The following is a 21,015-nucleotide window of genomic DNA, read 5'->3' as shown; positions in this document are numbered from 1 at the left end:
CCGGGAGCGGCCGCCGTGCCCTGCCCCGACGGCCCCCGGGACGGCCTGCGATGAGCATCAAGCCGTCGCCCGAGGTCAACGCGATGATCTTCATCCTGACCGGGGAGAGGCTCATCGACGCCGACGAGGACCTGGCGTACGAGAGCCGCCGGCCCTACTCGGGGCTGGGCCGCAAGCTCGACAGGATGTCCTCGCTGATCGACAAGTCGATCCACGACATCGCCGAGGTCATGCCGGACGACCTGTCCAAGTCGTATGCCAGGGCGATGGGCATGCTCATCGACGACGGCGGCAAGAATTACCTGCGCGAGTTCGCCGAGCAGCTGGACAAGATCGCCGAGGGCCGCCGCAAGACCTCCATGGACATCATGGAGTCCAAGTGGCAGGTGATCGCCGAGGTGATCCGGCTGCTGATCGAGATCGCCATCTACCTGGCGATGTCCTTCTTCACCGGCGGCGCCTCCGCCAGCCAGATCATGATGGCCAAGCTGCGCAGCCGCTTCATGATCCTGACCACGCTCACCCATCTGCTCCAGCGGTTGCACCTGGCACCCTCGCTGACCGAGGCGTTCGCCGAGGCGTTCACCACGCTGGCGGTGCGGTTGGCGATGATGAACTTCGCCCCGCAGGGCCGCCGCCCGGACGGCATCGACTGGGGCGACGTCGGCAAGTCCGCCGCGTTCGGCGCCGCGGCGGGCGGGCTCACCAGCATCTTCGACGACTTCGCCAAGAGGCTCGTCAAGGGCTACGACAACAACTTCCTGAAGAACAGTCCGGACCTCGACTTCAAGAAGAACCCCAGCCTGCGCGACATCCCGGACCCGGAGTTCAAGAACAAGGGCCCGGGCTCCCGGCCGGACCCCGACCCCACCCCGAACCCCAACGGCCCGGACAACCGTCCCGACCCCACCCCGTACGGCAACGGTCCCACCCCGGGGACGAACACGCCGATCACCTTCCGGAACAACAACCCGCTGTCCTTCCGGAACAACCCCGACCTGTGGCGGAACAACCTGCTCCTGCGGAACAACGCCGACCGTCCGGGCGCGCTGGCCGGACACTACGGGCTGAAGGGGACGGCCGACTTCCTCGCCGCCGGTGCCGGCGAGGCCCTCGCGGAGATCCTCATCAAGGGTGCCTTCGACGGGGACTGGTCCACCAGCTGGTCCACTTTCGTCGGCGCGGGCCTCAGCAGCCAGGTCGAGGCCGGGCTCACCGGAACCGCCCAGAACACCGGCGCCGAACTGCGGCACGCCATCGACAAGTTGCGCAACCAGCCGCCTCCCACGGTCTCCACCGGCACCGACCGCGCGCAGTCCTCGGACACGCCGGGCGCCGACAGCGCCGCCCACCCGGACACGACGGGCGGCGCGGGTTCCCCCGAGCCCCTGCCCCCGCCCCTCGCAGAGCAGGACCCCGGCTCGGTCGGCAGCATCGGCAGCCAGTCGCCCCCGCCCTACTCCGCGGTGAACCCGCCGCCGTACACGAGCCCCGCTCCGCCGCCGTACTCCCCGGGCACCCTGCCCGTGACCGCCGCGGAGAACCAGCTGTGGCAGCAGGTCCACCACGGTTCAGCCGAGGCGCGCGAGCAGGCCCTGCGCGACCTCGCCTCCCTGCGCGGCTCCCAGCCGCCCGGCAGCCACGAGATCGGCGTCCGCGACGGTCTGCGCGGCGACCTGTCCCAGCGGCCCGAGGTCCGGGTGGTCCCGGCGGGGAACGGCCCGGCCGCCGAGATCGACACGGACGCGGTCCGCCGCGCGCTGGAGAGTTTCGGCACGCCGGTCACCGTGGAGACGCCGCTCACGGCGGGAAGGGGTGGGTCGGCGGAACCGGACGGCGCCGGTGTCTCGGCGGCGCCTGGTGCCGGTTCCGGTGCCGCTGTCGATTCTGGTGCCGGTGTTGGCTCTGGTGTTGGTTCCGTCGCGGGATCGGGTGCGGGTACCGGAGCCGGTGCGGCGGCTTCGGGTACGGGTGCTGGGTCTCCTTCCGGCGCCGGATCCGGCGCCGGTTCTGGTGCCCTCCCTGGTGCCGGTGACCGGGCGGGTGGTGTTCCCTCGGCCGGCGGCAACGCCCCGTCCTCGTCCGCGCCGCAGGCCCAGGGCAGTCGTGTCCCGGGCGGCACGGCCGGTTCCGCCGGGACCGACACCTCACCGGCGGGCACCGGTTCCCCGGAGACCACCCCGTCTCCGGACGCGACCCCCCTGCCGGAGTCCGCCGCACCGTCGGAGAGCGATGCCACGTCCGACTCCGCGGAGAGCGAGCTCGGTTCCGGCACCGCGCCGACCCCGGATCCACCGAAGGCGAGCACCACCGGCACGTACGCGGACTCCGGCGATCCCGCAGCCGCGAAGGCACCCCCGCTGACCGTCGTCGTCTCGGAAGGCCCGCCGCCGGGGGAGGGGTCGCAGCAGGCGTCCGAGTTGCTGGACAACGCCGGGACGGACCGGGCCGTGGTGCTGGGTCCGGCGGTCGCGTCGGACGGCGCGGGGCGCCCGGTGCGCGCCGCAGTGGAGCTGACCCGCGAGGGCCCCGGTGCCCCCGTCAAGGTCCGCCCGCTCAGCGGCCCTCCGTCCGGCGTGACACCGGACGGCGCCGGGGCGGTCACGGAGGGGACGGACCTCGCCGCCACCCCGGGCACCACCAGCGCCACGGACGTCGACTTCCCCGGCGCGGACGTGCTGCTGCCGCTCGCCGACGCACTCGGCGTGACCCCCGAACCGGCACCCCGGCCCGTCACGGAGAGCACCGAGAGCAGCGAGAGCGCCCGGGGACCCCTCGGCGTGTCCGGCAGCACCGTCACGGACACGAAGACCGACTCCTTCGCTCCGGTCGGCGCAGAGCCCACGGTCTCGAAGCTCACCACCCTGTCCCGCCCCTGGACCGAACCGGCCACGGACCTCTACCTGGAGTCCGGCGGCAACGGAACCGGCGGCAACGGAACCGGTGGTGACGTGCCCGGGACGGGCGCCGGGCGAGGGCTCGGCAACGGTGCCACCCCGCCCCCACCCCCGACCATCACGCCCGACGTGCCCGCGCCGGACAGCCCGGTTCCCGTCCGCCCTGCGCAGGAGAACCCACCGTCGGCGCCCCCCGTGCCGACCCCGCCCCCCGGCCGCATCGTCGTGCGGCCCGTGAGCCCGGGCGGTGCCGCCGACGACGGAGAGGGTTCCGTACGGCGCGGGGGAGAACCGTCCGTCACCACCCTTGACGGTCACACGGTGCCCGTCGCGCAGCTGCGGCGCTGGGTGCCGGGCACGGCCGTGAGGCCCCGACCGGGCCGTGCGGTACAGACGTTGACGATCTCGCAGGGCCCGGCCGAGGAGGGCACGGTGCACGGCGCGGGGCGCCGCGCGCTGCTCGGCCAGGACACCTTCCGCGGCGTGCGCACCACGTCCACCGCCACGGCGGCAGAGTCCCCGGCCGGTACCCCTGGCTCCCCGGCCGGTACCCCTGGCTCCCCGGCCGGTACCCCTGGCTCCCCGGCCGGTACCTCGGCCTCCCCGGCGATCACCGAGGCCCCGCCCCTCCGCCGTACCGTGTTCACCGGTCCGCCCGCCCCGCTCCCCGGCTCGGGCACCGAACGCGGTGCCGACTACTTCGTGGCACACGCCACGTCCCGTACGGTCACCCTCGGTACCGAGGACGCCGCACGTCCCACCGTCAAGGTCAGTGGCGTACAGCTCGGCGAGGTGCTCAAGTCCTGGGCGCGGGACGACGATCAGGACCGGCCTCTGGTGCTGTTCTCGTGCGAGACAGGGCGGCAGCCGCGGGTGGCGGGTCTGCCGGTGGCACAGCACGTGGCGAACCGGACCGGACGGCCGGTGTACGCGCCGACCACCGAGGTCGGCACCGCCCGGGACGGGCAGGGAGACGTCCGGGCGGTCCTCACCGAGGGCCCGGACGGGCCGGGGCGCTGGCGGCTGTTCACCCCGGAGCCCGGCGGCGCCGAGCTGGACCGGCTGGCGCGCGTCGCCGGTCTGCATGCGGGCCCCGAGCCCGCCGACGCCTTCGCGCGGGCCCGTACCCTCCAGCAGATCCGCACCCTGCGCGACACCCTGGGACCGGACGCCGAACAGCGCCCGGAGAACCACGAGTTGCTCGCCGGCCTCGCCTATGTGGACGGCCTGCGCTGGCTCAGTCCGGCGACCGCGGCCCGCTACGGCGACGGGCGGATGACCCCGGACCTGCTGCGCCGGATGGTCCTGGACCGGCCCGGCGCGGTGAACGGCACCGGCTCCGATCCGGCGGCGGCCGGTCCCACGGCCGAGCAGTACACCGCGTTCCTGCGCGCGGCATCCGAGCTGCGCGCCACCGCGGGACCCGACACCACGCTCGACGCCCTGCTCCCTCCGCCGCCGCCCGCGCTCCCGCCGGGCACCCTGGTCTCGCCGGACGACGTACGCGGACTCTCCTACGCACCCGGCGCCCAGGTGACCTGGTCCCTGGCCCCCACCCCGCTGCCCCTGTCCGAACTGGCCCTCAGCCCCGAGGACACCGCCGAACTCGCCCGCCGCAGGCCCGACCTGGTGCCCGCCACGAGCCGCCCGGCGACCCTGGCCGACGACGTGACCCTGCTCAGCAAGGACCCGGCGGGGGGCGGACCGGCGGATCTCGTGACCGCGGACGGCATGGCCTTCCGGCGGCTGGACACCCCGGGCGGCGGCAACTGCCTCTTCCGGGCGCTGCTCGACAGCGCGCGGAGCCTGGACGTACCGCCGGCGTGGGCCGCGCGCAATGTCGCCGGGCTGCGCACCCTGCTGCGTGACCGGCTCGCCGGGTCGGAACTGCTCACCGCGGCTGCCGAGGCGACCCCGGATCCGGTGCTCGCCGTGGTGGACGACCTGCGGATGCGTGCCCTCGCCGGGGAGAGCGACCCGGAGGTGCAGCGGTCGGTCAACGAGCACTGGAACCGGATCGCCCGGGCGGTCGTCACCGGCGGTGACGCCGGACGGTGGCAGCAGATCCTCCGGGACAGCGACTACCCGCACCTCGCCCGCGTGGCGCCCACCCCGGCCGACGCCCGGCGGCTCGGCACCGGAAACCTTGTCACGGCGGCGGCCGAGCAGCCCGGCCTGTGGGCGTCCCCCTTCGGTGACCTGCTCCCGCAGGCGCTGGCGCACACCCTCGACCTCGACCTGCGCCTCGTCCAGCCCGACCCGCAGGCGGAGGGGAGCACCTTCGTCGTCCCTCTCCATCCGGGGGGCCAGGGCGGCACCCTGCACCTGGCCTACAACGGCAGGGACCACTTCGACGCCCTGGTCCCCGCTTCGGCCCCGATCACCGCCGTACCGGATCCGGCTCCCACGGGCGACGAGAGCGGCAAGGCGCCGTCGGCCCGGCGGCAGCCGGAGCCCTCCACCGAGACTCCGTCCCCCGACTCCCCGTCCGCCGAGAGCCGGTCCGGCCGGGCCCCCGCTGCCCAGGACACCCCGGCCCAGGAAGGCTCCGACCCCTTCGGGGAGTGGCTGCGCGGCATGGGCGGGATCACCGACGTCTACGCCCCCGAGACCGAGGCCCCCGACAAGGGCGACCCGGTACCGCTGGAGACCCAGCTCGACCGGTACCGCCCGCCCCGCCTGCTGACCGGCGCCGACGCCGCACCGCCGGGCCCGAACCCGCGCACCGTCACCTTCCAGGACGGCAGCCGGCTGCCCTCCGTGCTCATCGACCCGGACGGCGACCCGAACGCCCCGGCTCCCGCGGGCCGGACGGGCGACGGCAGCGTGGGCACCCCGCCGAGCGGGCTCTTCACCGGCCCCGGCGTCCTCACCCTGCGCTCGCCCGACCAGGTCGCCCGGCAGATCCTCGGGGAACTGCCGAAGAAGCTGCGCGACCAGTTCGACGAAGCCGAGCTGCTGCGGCTCCTGACCACCCAGCCCGGCGCCTTCACCGCCCCGCGCGGCGCGCGTCTGGTGGGGCGGGAGAAGTCCGGCGTCGGCCACGAGATGACGATCGAGGCCGTCCCGTACCACCGCTGGGAGCGGTTCTCCGACGTGGACGGCGCGACCGTGCGGGTCGACACCCTGCGGCGCGGCCAGGCCGGCACGGGCGGTGGGCGCAGCGTCGGCTTCGGGCGCCGGATCGCCGCCGGCATCAGCATGGGCCCGCCGCTCAGCTGGCTGGTGAAGATCGGCGTGTCGCTGGGCTGGACCCGAAGGACCGACTACTCCCTGGGCACCCAGGCGTACAACCAGTCCGAGCACCGGGCCTGGGAGGGCTCACACCTGCACCTGGACGACGTCCACTACCGGGTGCGTGTCGAGCGGGTCACCGAGGCTCCGGCGAACGACGGCCGGGACGCCTCGTCCGGCACGCTCGCCGCAGACCCCGGCTGGCGGCGCCAGGAGGTCCTCACCAGGCAGTTCGCCGTACGGGACGGGCTGAGCTGGCGGCTGCCCGACGACCTCACCGTGCCCTACGCGGGACCGCGTCGCGCTCCACGGACGCTGACCTTCCCGGACGGGCGGGAGCCGCGGGCCACCGACGTCACGGCCCTGCACTTCACGGACCCTCCGGAGGACCTGGCCCTCGCCATCTCCGGTGCCCGGCCCGGCAGTTCGGCGCACCGCACGCTCGTGTCGTACGTCAGGCCGGGACGGCTGCTCGCGCTGTTCGGCCGGCTCACCGGACCGGTCAGCGGCCCCGAGCTGACCCGGGGCAGCGGTCAGCACCCGCTGGGGCACCTCATCGTCGAGCGGTCGATCCCGCAACGGGCCACCCTGGTGACGGAGTCGGTCAAGGCGGAGATACGGGACCTGACCCAGACCACGTACCAGAACGAGCGCGGTCACGTCCGCGACACCCGTTTCGGCATCCAGGTCACCTCCGGCCCGAACCACACCTTCATCGGCCCGGAGACGGACGTACGACTCCAGGGCGGCCCGCTGGTCCGCGCCGACTTCAGCAGCGGGCGGGGCCACTACCTCGGCACCGACGCGGCCCGCAAGACCACCGGCCGGGTCCGCAACCACCCTGTCGCGCTCTACCGGGTGGAGCGCACGCTGATGGTGCGCAAGGCCGGCGATCCGCCGTCCGCGGCCCGCCCGGTCCGGGTGGTCAGCCTGGACTGGATGTCCACCCAGGACGCGCGGCGCCTCGCCGGCTGGGACAGCCGCACCCCCGGGCAGGCGGGCCCCGACCCGGACGCCCGGCCTCCGGTGCCGTGGTACCTCACCCGGGAGGACCCGGTCCACCTGAGCGGCCAGGTCCGCGCCGAGGGCTTCGTCCCCGACCGCCCGCAGCCCCTGACGCCGGGTCAGGACCAGGCGGCCGCGCCGGAGATGACGCCGGCATCGCAGCAGGACCAGGAGCCCCTGGTCGCCCAGGAGGGGCAACAGCCTCCTGCCGTTCAGGACGGTCAGCAGCAGGACCAGCAGTCCCCCACCGCCCCGAACGGCCAGCAGCAGGACCGGCAGTCCCCCACCGCCCCGAACGATCAGCAGCAGGACCGGCAGGACCGGCAGAGCCAGACCGCGCAGCCGCCCGCCCCCCAGGACCCCATGCGGGTCTTCACGGACGCCGTCCTGGACACCCTGCACCGCTCGTACCCGTCGATGTTCGTACCGCCGCTGATGCTTCGCCACCAGCGGCTGGCCAGGTTCTGGTACGGGGACGGGCGGATGCGGACCGCGCTGCACAACGACCGTCAGGTCCGCGAGGCGCTGAACCGGCCCAGCCTGGCCCAGAGCCTGGACGACCTGACCACCACCGGTGTGCCGGTCACCCTCACCGAGGACGGCAAGGTGCGCCGCGGTCACCACACCCTGATCCTGCGGGCACGGCTCACCGACCGGCGCTTCGAGAGCACCATGAGCGAGCGCTCCCTGCGCAACGCGGTGATCGGCACCGAGGTCTCCGGCCAGGGACAGCAGGCCTCCAGCACCCTGTCGGGCGGTGCCGAGCTGGGCATCTCGCCGCGCGACCACGACAAGGTGCCGGAGGCCGGACTGCCCCGCCAGACCGGCAACGTCTCCCTCGGCGCGCGCTACTCCCACACCGAGCAGAAGGCCACCCGCAGCACGGTCGCGGTCACCCACGACCACCTGACCTTCCAGAACGGCGCCCACCTCTACAGCTACCGGGTGGAGCTGAGCGCCTCCTTCGAGGGACACCGCCGCCCGCGAGGCTGGGCCCGGCTGCTTTCGGTCGGCCTGCTGGGCGCCGGCGTCTTCGTCAGCAAGGCCGAGGAACGCCCGCTGTTCAGCAAGGGCAGCGAGACCGTCGGCCGGGTGGAGCTGGCCGTCCCCGCCGCGCACGGCTCCGAGCGCCACGCCCCCGTCGACCCGGCGCCCGGAGCGCCGTCGACGACGCCCGCCGCCCCGGCACCGGCGCCCGGGCCGCGGCGCGTCTCCGCCACCGAGGCGGACCAGCTCCTCGACGGGACGCGCCCCCTGCTACGCCAGGAGGGGACCGACCAGCGGCTCACCCAGCGGCTGCTGAGCGCCCCGCACGTGGTCCTCAGCGTCGAGGGCGGCCCACAGCGACAGCAGCTCGTGCAGGACACCGCCGACCGCGCCGCGGGCGGCACCTGGCACGTCAGCGCGCCCGGCGCCCCGGTGCGCGCCGCCCTGCGCCGTGCCATGGCGAACCTCAGTGTGGCCGGGCAACTCGGCCAGTACCTCGGTCCGTTCGGCTCCCGCATCACCGGACTCAACGGCGCCGGACCGTTCCGCACCCACTACCTGAAGGCCGCGGTCCGCGGCGAACTGCACAACCTGCGCGTCAAGAGCGACCCGAAGCCGGCCAGCCTCGAGGCCACCATCGGCAACGAACACCGCGTCGTGGGCACGGAGGGCACCCTCTCCCACACCACCCTCGGCCTCCAGGGCGCCGACATGCCGCTCCAGCAGGCCCCCGGCCAGCAGGCGGTGATGGGCTCGTACGCGACCGCCCTGCAGTACGCCTGGGGCAAGGGCCGCACCCTCTCGCAGACGCTGACCCGCGGACGCAACACCACCCTCACCTTCGCCGGGCGGATGTACCTGGTGGTCGCCGACGCCACCGAGACCGTGGCGGTGCGGGACCGCTGGACGGCGGCGATGGGCATGGCGGGCACCCGGGTGGCGGCCCGGGTCAGCTCGGCCGCCGGACACCTCTCGGGGCGTCTGGCCCGCGGTCTCGCCCCGCGCCGGGCCGCAGCCGCGCTCCAGCACATCCGCGACGCCGTGATGTTCCACCTGCCCATGCAGGACGTCATCGAGGCCGGACTCGCCCCGGACGGCCTGGGCACCACCACCCCGGACAACCTCGGCCGCGGCTACCGGGTGCCCGGCTTCCTGCGCGGCCGCCGCTTCCCCGGCCACCCCAGCGGCCGCCTCGACGCCAGCCACGCGGCGCAGCGGCTGATGAGGCAGCTGGAGCAGATCGGGGTGCCCTCCCACGACCGGGAGCAGGTCCTGCAGCGGCTCTCCCCGGACTTCCTCCGGGCCAACCTGCACGAACTCACCACCGACGGGATGACCCTGCCGGTCCGCTACCGCACCTGGCACCATCCGGCCCACCTGCCGGTCGGGGGAAGCCCCGCGCAGATGCGGTTCAAGCTGACCCCGAAGACCACCACCGTGGAGCGGCTGCGCACCGGCTTCGAGCTGGAGGACTACCGCACCACCGCCCGCGACGACGCCGACGGCTCCTCCCAGGACCGCGGCGCCGACGTGACACTGAGCGCCGGGCAGCGTGCGACGGAGAGCGGCGTCCTGATCGCCGCTCCCTCCCTCCAGGGCACCGCCGCCAAGAAGAGGGCGACGACGCGGACCGAGACCGACGGCCGCACCTCGATGCCCAACATCGCCACCGTCCAGGCGCACGCCGAGATCGTCACCGAGTACATCCTCACCGTCACCATGACGGACGCGTCCGGCGACCCGCTTCGCCCCCGTGCCGTCGCCCCGGTCGGCAGCCTCCGGGAGATCGTCCCCGCCAACCTGCTCACCCCGGACGGTGACGGCGCCGACGGCGCCCTCACCGAGCAGGACGTGCCCCAACCCGAGCGCGCGGTACAGATGTTGACGGCCGATCAGGCCCGCCCGGACGGCATCGCCGCCTGGCGCGCCTCGTCCACCGCCCCCGGCGACACCGGCTCCCCGGACATCCTGCCCTTCGACGACGACCGGATCGGCTCCGGCATCCTCGCCGTGGACATCCACGGCGCGGCCAACGTCCAGGACGCCCTCACCCTCGCCACCGCCCGCGCCGACGGCTTCGGCGACAGCGACCTGGGCAGGCGGCACACCGGCGACGTACTCGCCGCGCGGGTGCGCATGGCCCGCCACACCCCGCTCACCGGTCTCGGTACCGCCTCCGCCCAGGCCCAGCAGGAGGCCACCACACAGGCCGGTCTCACGGCCGGCTTCCGCGAGGCCCTGAGCGCCGACGGCTCCCCGCTGCCCACCCAGGCCTCCGCCCGCCTCGTCGGCCAGTTCCACACCGCCGACTCCCGTCTCTACGCGAAGATGCACCGCCGTGGCGCGCGGCTGCTCGCCGTGGAGAACAAACCGCGTATGGAGGCCATGCAGCGCGCCAAGACCTCCGACGCGCTGGAGTCCGGCATCACCGACAACATCGAGGGTGCCGTCGGATCCGCCCCCCTGGCGGGCAACAGCAACGCGGGCGTGACCAACCCGGGTGCCACGGTCCCGATCGGCGGCGCGAACGACGGCACCACGCTCAAAGGCACCACCGACACCACCCTCGGCACCCACGTCAAGGTCGTCACCAACCGCAGCATGCTGTTCGCACTGCCGGTGAGCTGGCTGTCGGTCGCCGAGGTCGACCACCGGCTCACCGACAGCCGCCCCCTGCACGCGCTCGGCAAGGCCAAGCGCGGCCCGCGCGCCGCCGAAGCCCAAACCACCGCCCTGGTGTGGCTGCGCGAGGACATCGCCCGTGACTACGGCCTCCTGGACGACACCACGTTCCCCGACGAGGTCGCCAAGGCCTGGGACGACCTCGCCAAGGCGGCCGGCGACCTCGCCACGGCAGAGCAGCGCTACTACGACGCCCGGGCCCGGGCCCGTGAGACATGGCTCGACCTCACCACCGAGGAACAGGCGGCGCTCGGCGCCGGTACCCCTGCCCGGCAGGCCGCACCCGGCGACGGCGACTCCGGCCTGAAGGCCGCACCCGGCGACGCCGACGGCGCCCCCGGCGGGGAGGGCGCGCTCGGCGACGGCGACGGCGGCCCCGGTTTGCAGGCCGCACCCGGCGACGGCGGCCTGAAGGCGGCGCTCGGTGATGGCGACTCCGGTCAGGTGGCCGCACTCGGCGACGGCGCTCCCGGCGGGGAGGGCGCGCTCGGCGACCGCGAGGGCGACGGCGACCCCGGTCGGCAGGGCGCGCTCGGCGACCACGACGGCGCCCCCGGCCGGGAAGGCGCGCTCGGCGACCACGACGGCGATGGTGACGTCGGCCCCGGTCGGCAGGCCGCGCCCGGCGACGGCGACGCCGCCCTGAAGGCCGCGCCCGGGGACGACGGCTCCGGCCGGCCGGCCGTGCTGCCCCCGGCCCTGGCCGAATCCCCGGCCGTCACCGCCTGGCAGGCCGCCCGCGACGAGGTCCGCCGCTGGCAGGAGCGCACCGCCGCCGCCGCCGCGGACCACCACCGGCTGCACCTCGCCGCCTCCCGTCTCACCGCCCACCATCAGGGCCTGCCCTCGGTCCCGGTGCCGGACCGGCCTCAGGAGTACACCGAGCCGGGGTGGCGCTCCGAGGCACCCGAGCCGTACACGATCACCGACGGCACCGACTCCGCCCCGCGCACCCTCACCTCCCCGGACGGTGCCACGGTCCGCGAGGTGCACGACGTACCGCACGACGGCGCCTCGTTCTTCCACGCGCTGCTCGCCATCGCCGGGGCCCGGGGCCGGCTGGCCCATCTGCTGGGCACCGACCTCGCCGACCGGTTCACGGGAGCCCTCGGCGACCCGGCGGTCACGGCCGAGGCCGTCGGCGCCGCCCGCGACCGCCTCGCCTGGGCGCTGGGCGAGGACGGCAACGAAGACCTGCTCGACGCCCTCGCCCTGGACGTGGCCGACACCTTCACGCAGGACGAACTGGATGCCGCGGGCGTGGTGTTCACCCCGGCGCAGCAGGCCGAGTTCGACGCCTTCGGCCGTCTCCCGCTGACCTTCTGGCCCACCCCCGCGCAGCGGGTCGCGCTGGCCGCGGCCGCCCTGTCCCGCCCCTTCGCGCCCGAGCCGCACCAGGACGCCGACGCGAGTCCGGGGGGCGACCCCGTTCCGTCGCCCGTGCGCCGCGCGGGCGACCACGGCGGCGCCGACCTGCTGCCCGCCCTCGCGGCCCGGATCCTGGGCACCCCGCTCACCGTGGTGACCGGCGAGGGCGGCGCACAGCTCTTCCTCCCGCACGGCACCGATCCGTCCGCCGTCGACCCGGCCGGCGACCCGGTCCTGTACGCGGCCGACGGCTTCTTCCACGCCGCACTGCCACCCGGCACCCCGGCCCCCGTCACCACCGCACTGCCGACGCCGGCCACCGAGACCTCCGCCGACTCCGGTACCGGCACCGGCCCCGGCACCTCGACGACCGTGCCCCCGGCCACCGAGAGCCCGCGCGCCCCCCAGCAGCCGCCCGCCCACCGCAGCCACGCCACCCCGCCCTGGATGCCGCCCGCCGACAGCACCGGCCCGCGCTATCGCCTCGACCGCACCGGCGTGCTCACCGCGCCCGATGGCGCCACGTACACCCAGGGCGCTCCCACCGGCCGCGGCAACGGCTTCTTCGGTGCGCTGTCCACCGCCCTGAGCCACGCCGCCGACCGGCCGGGCCTCGACCGACGTGACGCCGCACGGCTGCGGGCGCGTGCCAGACGGTCGCCTTCCGAGCTGATGCGGCAGCACGGCCTGCCGGGCGACCCCGCCGACCGGGACGGGCTGTTCACGCCCCCGCCCCTGGTGCCGCGCCGCGGCATGCCCGAGCCGAGCGCGGAAGCCCGGGAAGCCCATGTGCGCGCTCACCTCGCACGGGCCCCGTGGGGCCCCGAGGCCGACCGCGCGGTCGCCGAGTGGGCCGCCACCGCGACCTCCACGACCGTCACCCTGATCGAGGAGAACGGCACCGCTCACACCTACCCCGCCCCGGCCGGCACCGACGGCCCGCACCTCCGCCTCCGCCGCCGCGGCGGCGACTTCGTCCCTCTGATCCTCCACACCCCGGCTCCCGAGCCGAAGCAGCCGGAAGCACAGCTCACGCCGACGGTGGCGCACACGCCCACGGTGCGGACCGCGGCGGATGCGACGGCGGACACCCGGCCCGCCGGCACGACGCCCCACCCGGCCGCACCCTCCAGCAGCTCCACCACCTCCACCACCTCCACCACCCAGGACACGGCACCGCCGCCACCGAACCGGGACCGGGCACCGCTGCCGTCGCACTCGGAAGCCGCCGCCACACCGCTGCCCCTGTCACCCGCGGCTCCGGAGACCACGGCCGCGTCGCCGGCGCCGTCGGACGCCGAGGAGGAAGCGCACGAACTGTCCACGCTGACCGGCGCCGACCCGGCCCCGTCCCCCACACCCGCAGCGCCGCGACCGTCTCCGCGCCCCTTCAAGCTGGGCAGCTACGAGTTCACCAACCTCAACCAGACCGACGCCTACGTCGACAAGGCCGTGCGGATCATCGAGTTGCTCGACGAGCACTCCACGATCAGCGACTACGTCAACGGCCGTCCGGTCCGCATCACGCTGCACCTGCGGACGACGGAGACCCCGGCCGACGTACGCGATCTGGGGCCCGACGGTGTACAGATCAACCTGGCGAGCTACTACTTCGAGAAGTACGACACCGGTTACATCATGGGCATGCTGGCCCACGAGATCGGCCTGCATCCTCTCGCCTCCCGCAACACGGACATCCCCGAGCAGGAGGAGGCGTACCGGGGCATGCCGCTGCCGGTACCGGGCCTGACGGACCTGAAGCAGCCGCGCACCATGAACACCGAGTCGGCGGGCCAGGCCGACCACATCATGGCGGCCTACCCGGCGACGATCCGGCACGGCATCTACCGGGACATCGTCGTGGAGATGGCCGGGATCCTGGCTCGACGGGCCCGGGTGGGCGTACCGGGAGCCAAGACCAGGGACGTCACCGACCTGTTCGACTGCTACCTGATGGATCTGGCGTCCATCGCGGTCACCAGCGACTACCGGATGAACGCCGTCAAGGAGCCCAACTACACGGCGCGGGTCTACAACGCCTACAAGCAGATGCTCCACGCCCGGATGGCGGCCACCCCCGCGCTGCAAGCCCTGCTGCCGCCCGACAAGGGCCTGTTCGGCGTCGCACGGGACTTCACGACACTCGCCACCAGCATCGCGGCCAACAACCGCGGCGACAGCATCCAGCGACCGGCCCCCGCGGACGAAACACGCCCGCGCCTCCCCGGCACGGGTGCCACCACGCAGACCCCGCCCGCCGCCCCACCGCCACCCGGCGCGCGCGACAGCCGCCCCCGGTTCGTGGTGCGGTCGGGCTTCGACGCGCGCCGGTTCACGCACGACGGCGACCCGGTCACCGACCTCACGGTCCGTATAGCTCTGCGCGGCACACCCGACCAGGTCACCGACGTCATCGGTCGGCTCCGGGACGGGGTGGACGAGTACCTCAACACCCCGGGCCACCGCCTCCCCGACGGCGACCGCCTGCATGTCACCGTCGAGCGGGTCGATCCCGCCGACGCCCCCCATCTGACGGTGGACCTGGTGGGCCGGGACCGGGCGATGGACCAGAGCACGTGGTGGGCGGACGCGGCCCCGATCCAGTTCGTGCACGAGTTGACCCATCAGCTCGGCCTGCGGGACGAGTACCGCGACGCCGATTCCCCGCAGCGCCCCCACATCCTCGGCAGTCTGCTGGGCGACTTGGACGCCGCCCCCGAGGACTCCTCGCTCGCCCCTGCCGGTCTCCGCGATCGGCACCTGGCCCTGCTCGGCGCGCTCGTCGGCGACGTGACGCGGTCCCACGGGCAGGAGGACGGCCGGACCTGGGAGGCCGCCCGAGCCGCCGCCGAGCCGGTCACCCGCCGGTCGGTGTGGGTGGACCCGGTCTCCCTGCCCCGGTCGGCCGACGACACGTCGGGATCCGAGGTGCCCGCCCACATGCCGCAGGAGGGGACCCTCGTTCCCTTCAGGTCCGGGAACTTCGAGTTCACCAACCTCAAGCACACGGAGGCCAGGTATCGCGACAAGGCGATCCGCATCATCGAGCTGCTGGATGAGCACGCCACCATCAGGAGCTACATCGGCGACCGCACCGTCCGCATCACGCTGCGCCTGCGGACGACGGAGGCTCCGGCCGATGTGACGGACCGTGGGGATGCCGGTGTCGACATCAACCTGGCGAGTTACTACTTCGAGAAATACGACACCGGTTACATCATGGGCATGCTGGCCCACGAGATCGGCCTGCATCCTCTGGCGTCGCGGAACGGCAGCATCCCCGAGGAGGAGGACCTGTTCGCCGGGATGCCGCTGACGGTGCCGGGGCTGGAGTCCCTGAGCACCCCGCGTTTCATGAACACCGAGGGCGCGGGCCAGGCGGACCACGTCATGGCGGCCTTCCCGCACACCATCCGGCACGGCATCTACCGGGACATCGTGGTGGAGATGGCCGAAGTCCTGGCACAGCGCGCGCAGGCCGGTGTGGAGGGGGCAGCGGCCAAGGACGTCACGGACCTGTTCGACTGCTACCTGATGGACCTGGCGTCGATCGCGGTGACCAACGATCACCGGGGCCGGGCGATCACGGACCCGAACTACACGGCGAAGTCGTACAACGCCTACAAGGCCCAGCTGGCCGAGCACCTCCCGGCCGACAGCCCTCTTCGTGCCCTGCTGCCCGCCGACAAGGGCCGGTTCGGTGTCCTGGGCGACTTCGCCCAGCTCGCCACGAGCGTCGGCGCCAACAACCGGGGCGACAGTATCCAGGTGCCGATCCCCACGGGCGAGGCGATGCCCCGCCTCCCGCAGGCCGGTGGCGAGCCGGCCGAGTCCCGGCCGGCCGACGACACGGCGGCCACAGACGCGCCGCCGGTGTCGCGCTCCTTCAAGCTGGGCGGCTACGAGTTCACCAACCTCAACCAGACCGACGCCTACGTCGACAAGGCCGTGCGGATCATCGAGTTGCTCGACGAGCACTCCACGATCAGCGACTACGTCAACGGCCGTCCGGTCCGCATCACGCTGCGCCTGCGGACGACGGAGGCTCCGGCCGATGTGACGGACCGTGGCGAGGCCGGTGTCGACATCAACCTGGCGAGTTACTACTTCGAGAAGTACGACACCGGTTACATCATGGGCATGCTGGCCCACGAGATCGGTCTGCATCCGCTGGCTTCGCGGAACGGGCGCATCGCGGAGGAGGAGGACCTGCTCGCGGGCATGCCCCTGGCGGTGCCGGGACTGGAGTCATTGAGCGAGCCGCGTTTCATGAACACGGTGGGCGCGGGCCAGGCGGATCACGTGATGGCGGCGTTCCCGTCGTCGATCCGGCACGGCCTGTACCGGGACGTGACCGTGGAGATGGCCCGGATCCTGGAGCACCGGGCGCGGGTGGGTGTGCCGGGCGCCAAGGCGTCGGACGTCACGGACCTGTTCGACACCTACCTGATGGACCTGGCGTCGATCGCGGTGACCAACGATCACCGGGGCCGGGCCATCACGGACCCGAACTACACGGCGAAGTCGTACAACGCCTACAAGGCGCAACTGGACGCGCATCTGCCGCAGGGCAGCCGCCTTCGTGCCCTGTTGCCCGCCGACAAGGGCCGGTTCGGCGTGCTGCGTGGCTTCGCCCAGCTCGCCACGAGCGTCGGCACCAACAACCGGGGCGACAGCATCCAGCAGCCGACGCCGACCGGCGAGGCCCGCCCGCGTCTCCCGCAGGGGACGGGCGACGGCCCCCGGACCGAGGAGGAAGTCGAACAGCCGGCCGTACCGGCCGCCCCGGCGCCGCACCGCGGGCCTGACAGCCGTCCGCGCTTCGTGGTGCGGTCCGGCTTCGACGCGCGCCGCTTCACCTACGACGGTGACCCCGTCACCGACCTGACCGTCCGTGTCGCTCTGCGCGGTACGGAGGAGCAGGGCGCGCGGGTACGTGAGCGGCTCGACGCGGGAGTGGCCCGGCTCCTGAACGGCCCGGGACACCGGCTGCCCAGCGGGGACCGCCTGCACGTGACGGTGGAGTACGTCGACCCTGCCGCCTCGCCGCATCTCACGGTGGACCTCGTGGCCCGGGACCGCGTGATGGATCAGACCACCTGGTGGGCGGATGCCGATCCGGTGCAGTTGGTGCACGAGCTGACGCACCAACTCGGTCTGCGGGACGAGTACCGTGACGCCGATTCCCCGCAGCGCCCCCACATCGCGGGCAGTCTTCTGGGTGACCTGGACCAGAGCCCCGAGGACCCGTCCCTGTCCGCGGCCGGTCTGCGCGGCCGGCATCTGGCCCTGCTGGGCGCGCTGATCGGCGACGTGGACCCGCACACCGTGGACGACGGGGGCGGCCAGGTCACGTGGGAGGAGGCCCGAGCGGCTTCCCAGCCGGTCATCCGCCGGTCGGTGTGGGTGGACCCGGTCTCCCTGCCCCGGGCCGCCGACGACACGGCGAGCGACGACGTCCCCGCGCACATGCCGCAGGAAGGCACTCTCGTCCCCTTCACGTCGGGGAACTACGAGTTCACCAACCTCAAGCACACGAACGAGAAGTACCGGGACAAGGCGATCCGCATCATCGAACTGCTCGGTGAGCACCCGGTGCTGGCCGCCTATGTCGGTGACCGCCCGGTCCGTATCACCCTGCAGGTGCGCACCACGGAGACGCCGGCCGATGTGACGGACCGAGGCGAGGCCGGTGTCGACATCAACCTGGCGAGTTACTACTTCGAGAAGTACGACATCGGTTACATCATGGGCATGCTGGCCCACGAGATCGGCCTGCACCCTCTCGCTTCCCAGGACCGGAACATCCCGGACGAGGAGGCGATGTTCGAGCACTTCCCGCTGTCCGTGCCGGGTCTGGAGGACCAGAATCCGCCGCGCACGATGAGCACGGAAGGTGCCGGTCAGGCCGACCACATCATGGCCGCCTATCCGAGCAGCACACGGCACAGGATCTACCGCGACATCGTGCTGCGGATGGCCGACCGGATGGCCCGGGCCGCGCAGACCGGTGTCGAGGGGGCCAAGGGCACGGACGTCACGGACCTGATCGACACCTACCTCATGGACCTGGCGTCCATCGCGCTGACCAACGATCACCGTACGAACGCGGCGAAGGAGCCCCGCAACACCGCCAAGGTCTACAACGCCTACAAGGCCCAGCTCATGCAGCACATGGCCCCGGACAGTCCGGCCCGGGCGCTGGTGCCGCCGGACAAGGGCATGTTCGGTGTGGTGCGCGACTTCGCCCAACTGGCAGCGGCCGTCGCGGCGAACAATCGCGGCGACAGCATCCAGGTGCCGACCCCGTCCGGCGAGGCGATGCCCCGGCTTCCGCAGGCCGGCGACCCGACGTCCGAGCCGGTCCTGCAATCCCTCCGGCTGGGGCAGTTCGAGTTCACCAACCTGAACCAGACGGAGGCGTACGTCGACAAGGCGGTCCGGATCGTCGAGCTGCTGGATGAGCACGCGACGATCAAGAGCTACATCGGCGACCGCACCGTCCGCATCACGCTGCGCCTGCGGACGACGGAGGCTCCGGCCGATGTGACGGACCGTGGGGATGCCGGTGTCGACATCAACCTGGCGAGTTACTACTTCGAGAAGTACGACACCGGTTACATCATGGGCATGCTGGCCCACGAGATCGGCCTGCACCCCTTCGCCTCCCGGAACAGGAACATCGCCGAGGAGGAGGACCTGTACGCGGGAATGCCGCTGCCGGTACCGGGGCTGGAGTCCCTGAGCACCCCGCGTTTCATGAACACCGAAGGCGCGGGCCAGGCCGATCACGTGATGGCCGCCTTCCCGCACACCATCCGCCACGGCCTCTACCGCGACATCGTCGTGGAGATGGCAGGAGTGCTCGCACAGCGCGCGCGGGTGGGCGTCGCGGGCGCCAAGTCCAAGGACGTCACGGACCTGTTCGACTGCTACCTGATGGATCTGGCGTCGATCGCGGTGACCAACGATCACCGGGGCCGGGCGATCACGGACCCGAACTACACGGCGAAGTCGTACAACGCCTACAAGGCCCAGCTGGCCGAGCACCTCCCGGCCGACAGCCCTCTTCGTGCCCTGCTGCCCGCCGACAAGGGCCGATTCGGCGTGCTGGGTGATTTCGCCCAGCTCGCCACGAGCGTCGGCACCAACAACCGGGGCGACAGCATTCAGCGGCCGGCCCCGGTGGGCGAGGCGGCGCCCCGGCTGCCGGAGTCGGGTGGCGAGGTGGGTCAAGGGGTCACCGGTAGCCGGCAGTTGCGGGGCCCGCGTGACAGGCGTCCGCGGTTCGTGGTGCGGTCGGGCTTCGACGCGCGCCGGTTCACGCACGACGGTGAGCCGGTCACGGACCTGACGGTGCGGGTCGCGTTGCGCGGCGCGGAGGACGAGAGCGCGCGGGTCTTCGGGCGGTTGGGTGCGGGGGTCGAGGAGTTCCTGAACGACCGGGGCTACCGTCTGCCGAACGGTGACCGGCTCCATGTGACAGTGGAGCCCGTGGATCCGGCGGATGCGCCGCATCTGACGGTGGATCTGGTGGGCGGGGACCGGGGCATGGACCAGAACACCTGGTGGGTGGATGCCGAACCTGTGCAGCTGGTGCACGAGTTGACGCATCAGCTGGGCCTGCGGGACGAGTACCGCGACGCGGACGCCCCGCACCGCTCGCACGTCCCCGGCAGTCTGCTGGGCGATCTGGGCGCGGACCCGGAGGACTCCTCGCTCGCCCGGGCCGGCCTGCGCGGCCGGCATCTGGCCCTGCTGGGCGCGCTGATCGGCGACGTGGACCCGCACACCGTGGACGACGGGGGCGGCCAGGTCACGTGGGAGGAGGCCCGAGCGGCTTCCCAGCCGGTCATCCGCCGGTCGGTGTGGGTGGACCCGGTCTCCCTGCCCCGGCCCACCGGTGAGACCGCCATCGCCGGTGACACCGCCGTTGCCGAGGAAGCCGCCACCGCCGGCGACGTGCCGCCCCGGATGCTCACACCCTTCAGGTCAGGGAACTTCGAGTTCACCAACCTCAAGCACACGGACGAGGCGTACCGCGACAGGGCGGTCCGCATCATCGATCTGCTGCGGAAACACGACACCATCCGCCGTTACATAGGCAACCGGCCCTGCCGCATCACGCTGCACGTGCGCACCACCGAGCCACCGGCCGACGTCCTGGACCGCGGTCCGGACGGTGTCGAGATCAACCTCGCCAGCTACTACTTCGAGAAGTACGACATCGGGCATGTGATGGGCATGCTGGCCCACGAGATCGGCCTGCACCCCCTGGCCTCGGAGAACACGGGTCTGCCCGACGAGGAGGCGATGTTCGAGAACTTCCCGCTGCCGGTGCCCGGACTGGAGGACGTGAACCCGCCGCGCACCATGAGCACGGAGGGCGCCGGTCAGGCCGACCACATCATGGCCGCGTACCAGAGCAGCACCCGGCACCGTATCTATCGCGACATCATCCTGGAGATGGCCAGGGTGCTCGCGCAGGACGTCCGAAACGGCGAGGAGAACGCGAAGCCACAGGACGTCACCGACGTGTTCGACTGCTACCTGATGGACCTCGCCTCCATCGCCGTCACCAACGACCACCGTGTGAACGCGGCCATGGAGCCGGGGTACACCGCGAGGGTCTACAACGCCTACAAGAAGACGCTCCACGACCTGCTGGCGGGGGAAGCCGAGGTGCGGGCCCTCCTGCCGTCCGACAAGAGCAGGTTCGGCGTGATGAACGACTTCCGCCGCATCGGGACCTATGTCTCCCTCAACAACCGCGGTGCCAGCATGCAGCGGGAGGACGCGACCTGACCCAGGTTGCTTGCCGGCAGCCCTTCCTTCCGCATGC

At 73.1% G+C, this 21,015-nt stretch carries 1 protein-coding gene; it reads left to right on the top strand.

From position 1 onward, the window contains the following. The first annotated feature begins 50 nt into the window (after positions 1-50). Positions 51-20,978, top strand: a complete 20,928-nt coding sequence (locus BJ965_RS08985; RefSeq protein WP_184918057.1) for a hypothetical protein — start codon at positions 51-53, stop codon at positions 20,976-20,978. Positions 20,979-21,015 lie beyond the last annotated feature (37 nt).

The organism is Streptomyces luteogriseus (assembly GCF_014205055.1).
GTDB classification, from domain to species: domain Bacteria; phylum Actinomycetota; class Actinomycetes; order Streptomycetales; family Streptomycetaceae; genus Streptomyces; species Streptomyces luteogriseus.
This window is presented reverse-complemented; position numbering and strand designations above follow the sequence as displayed.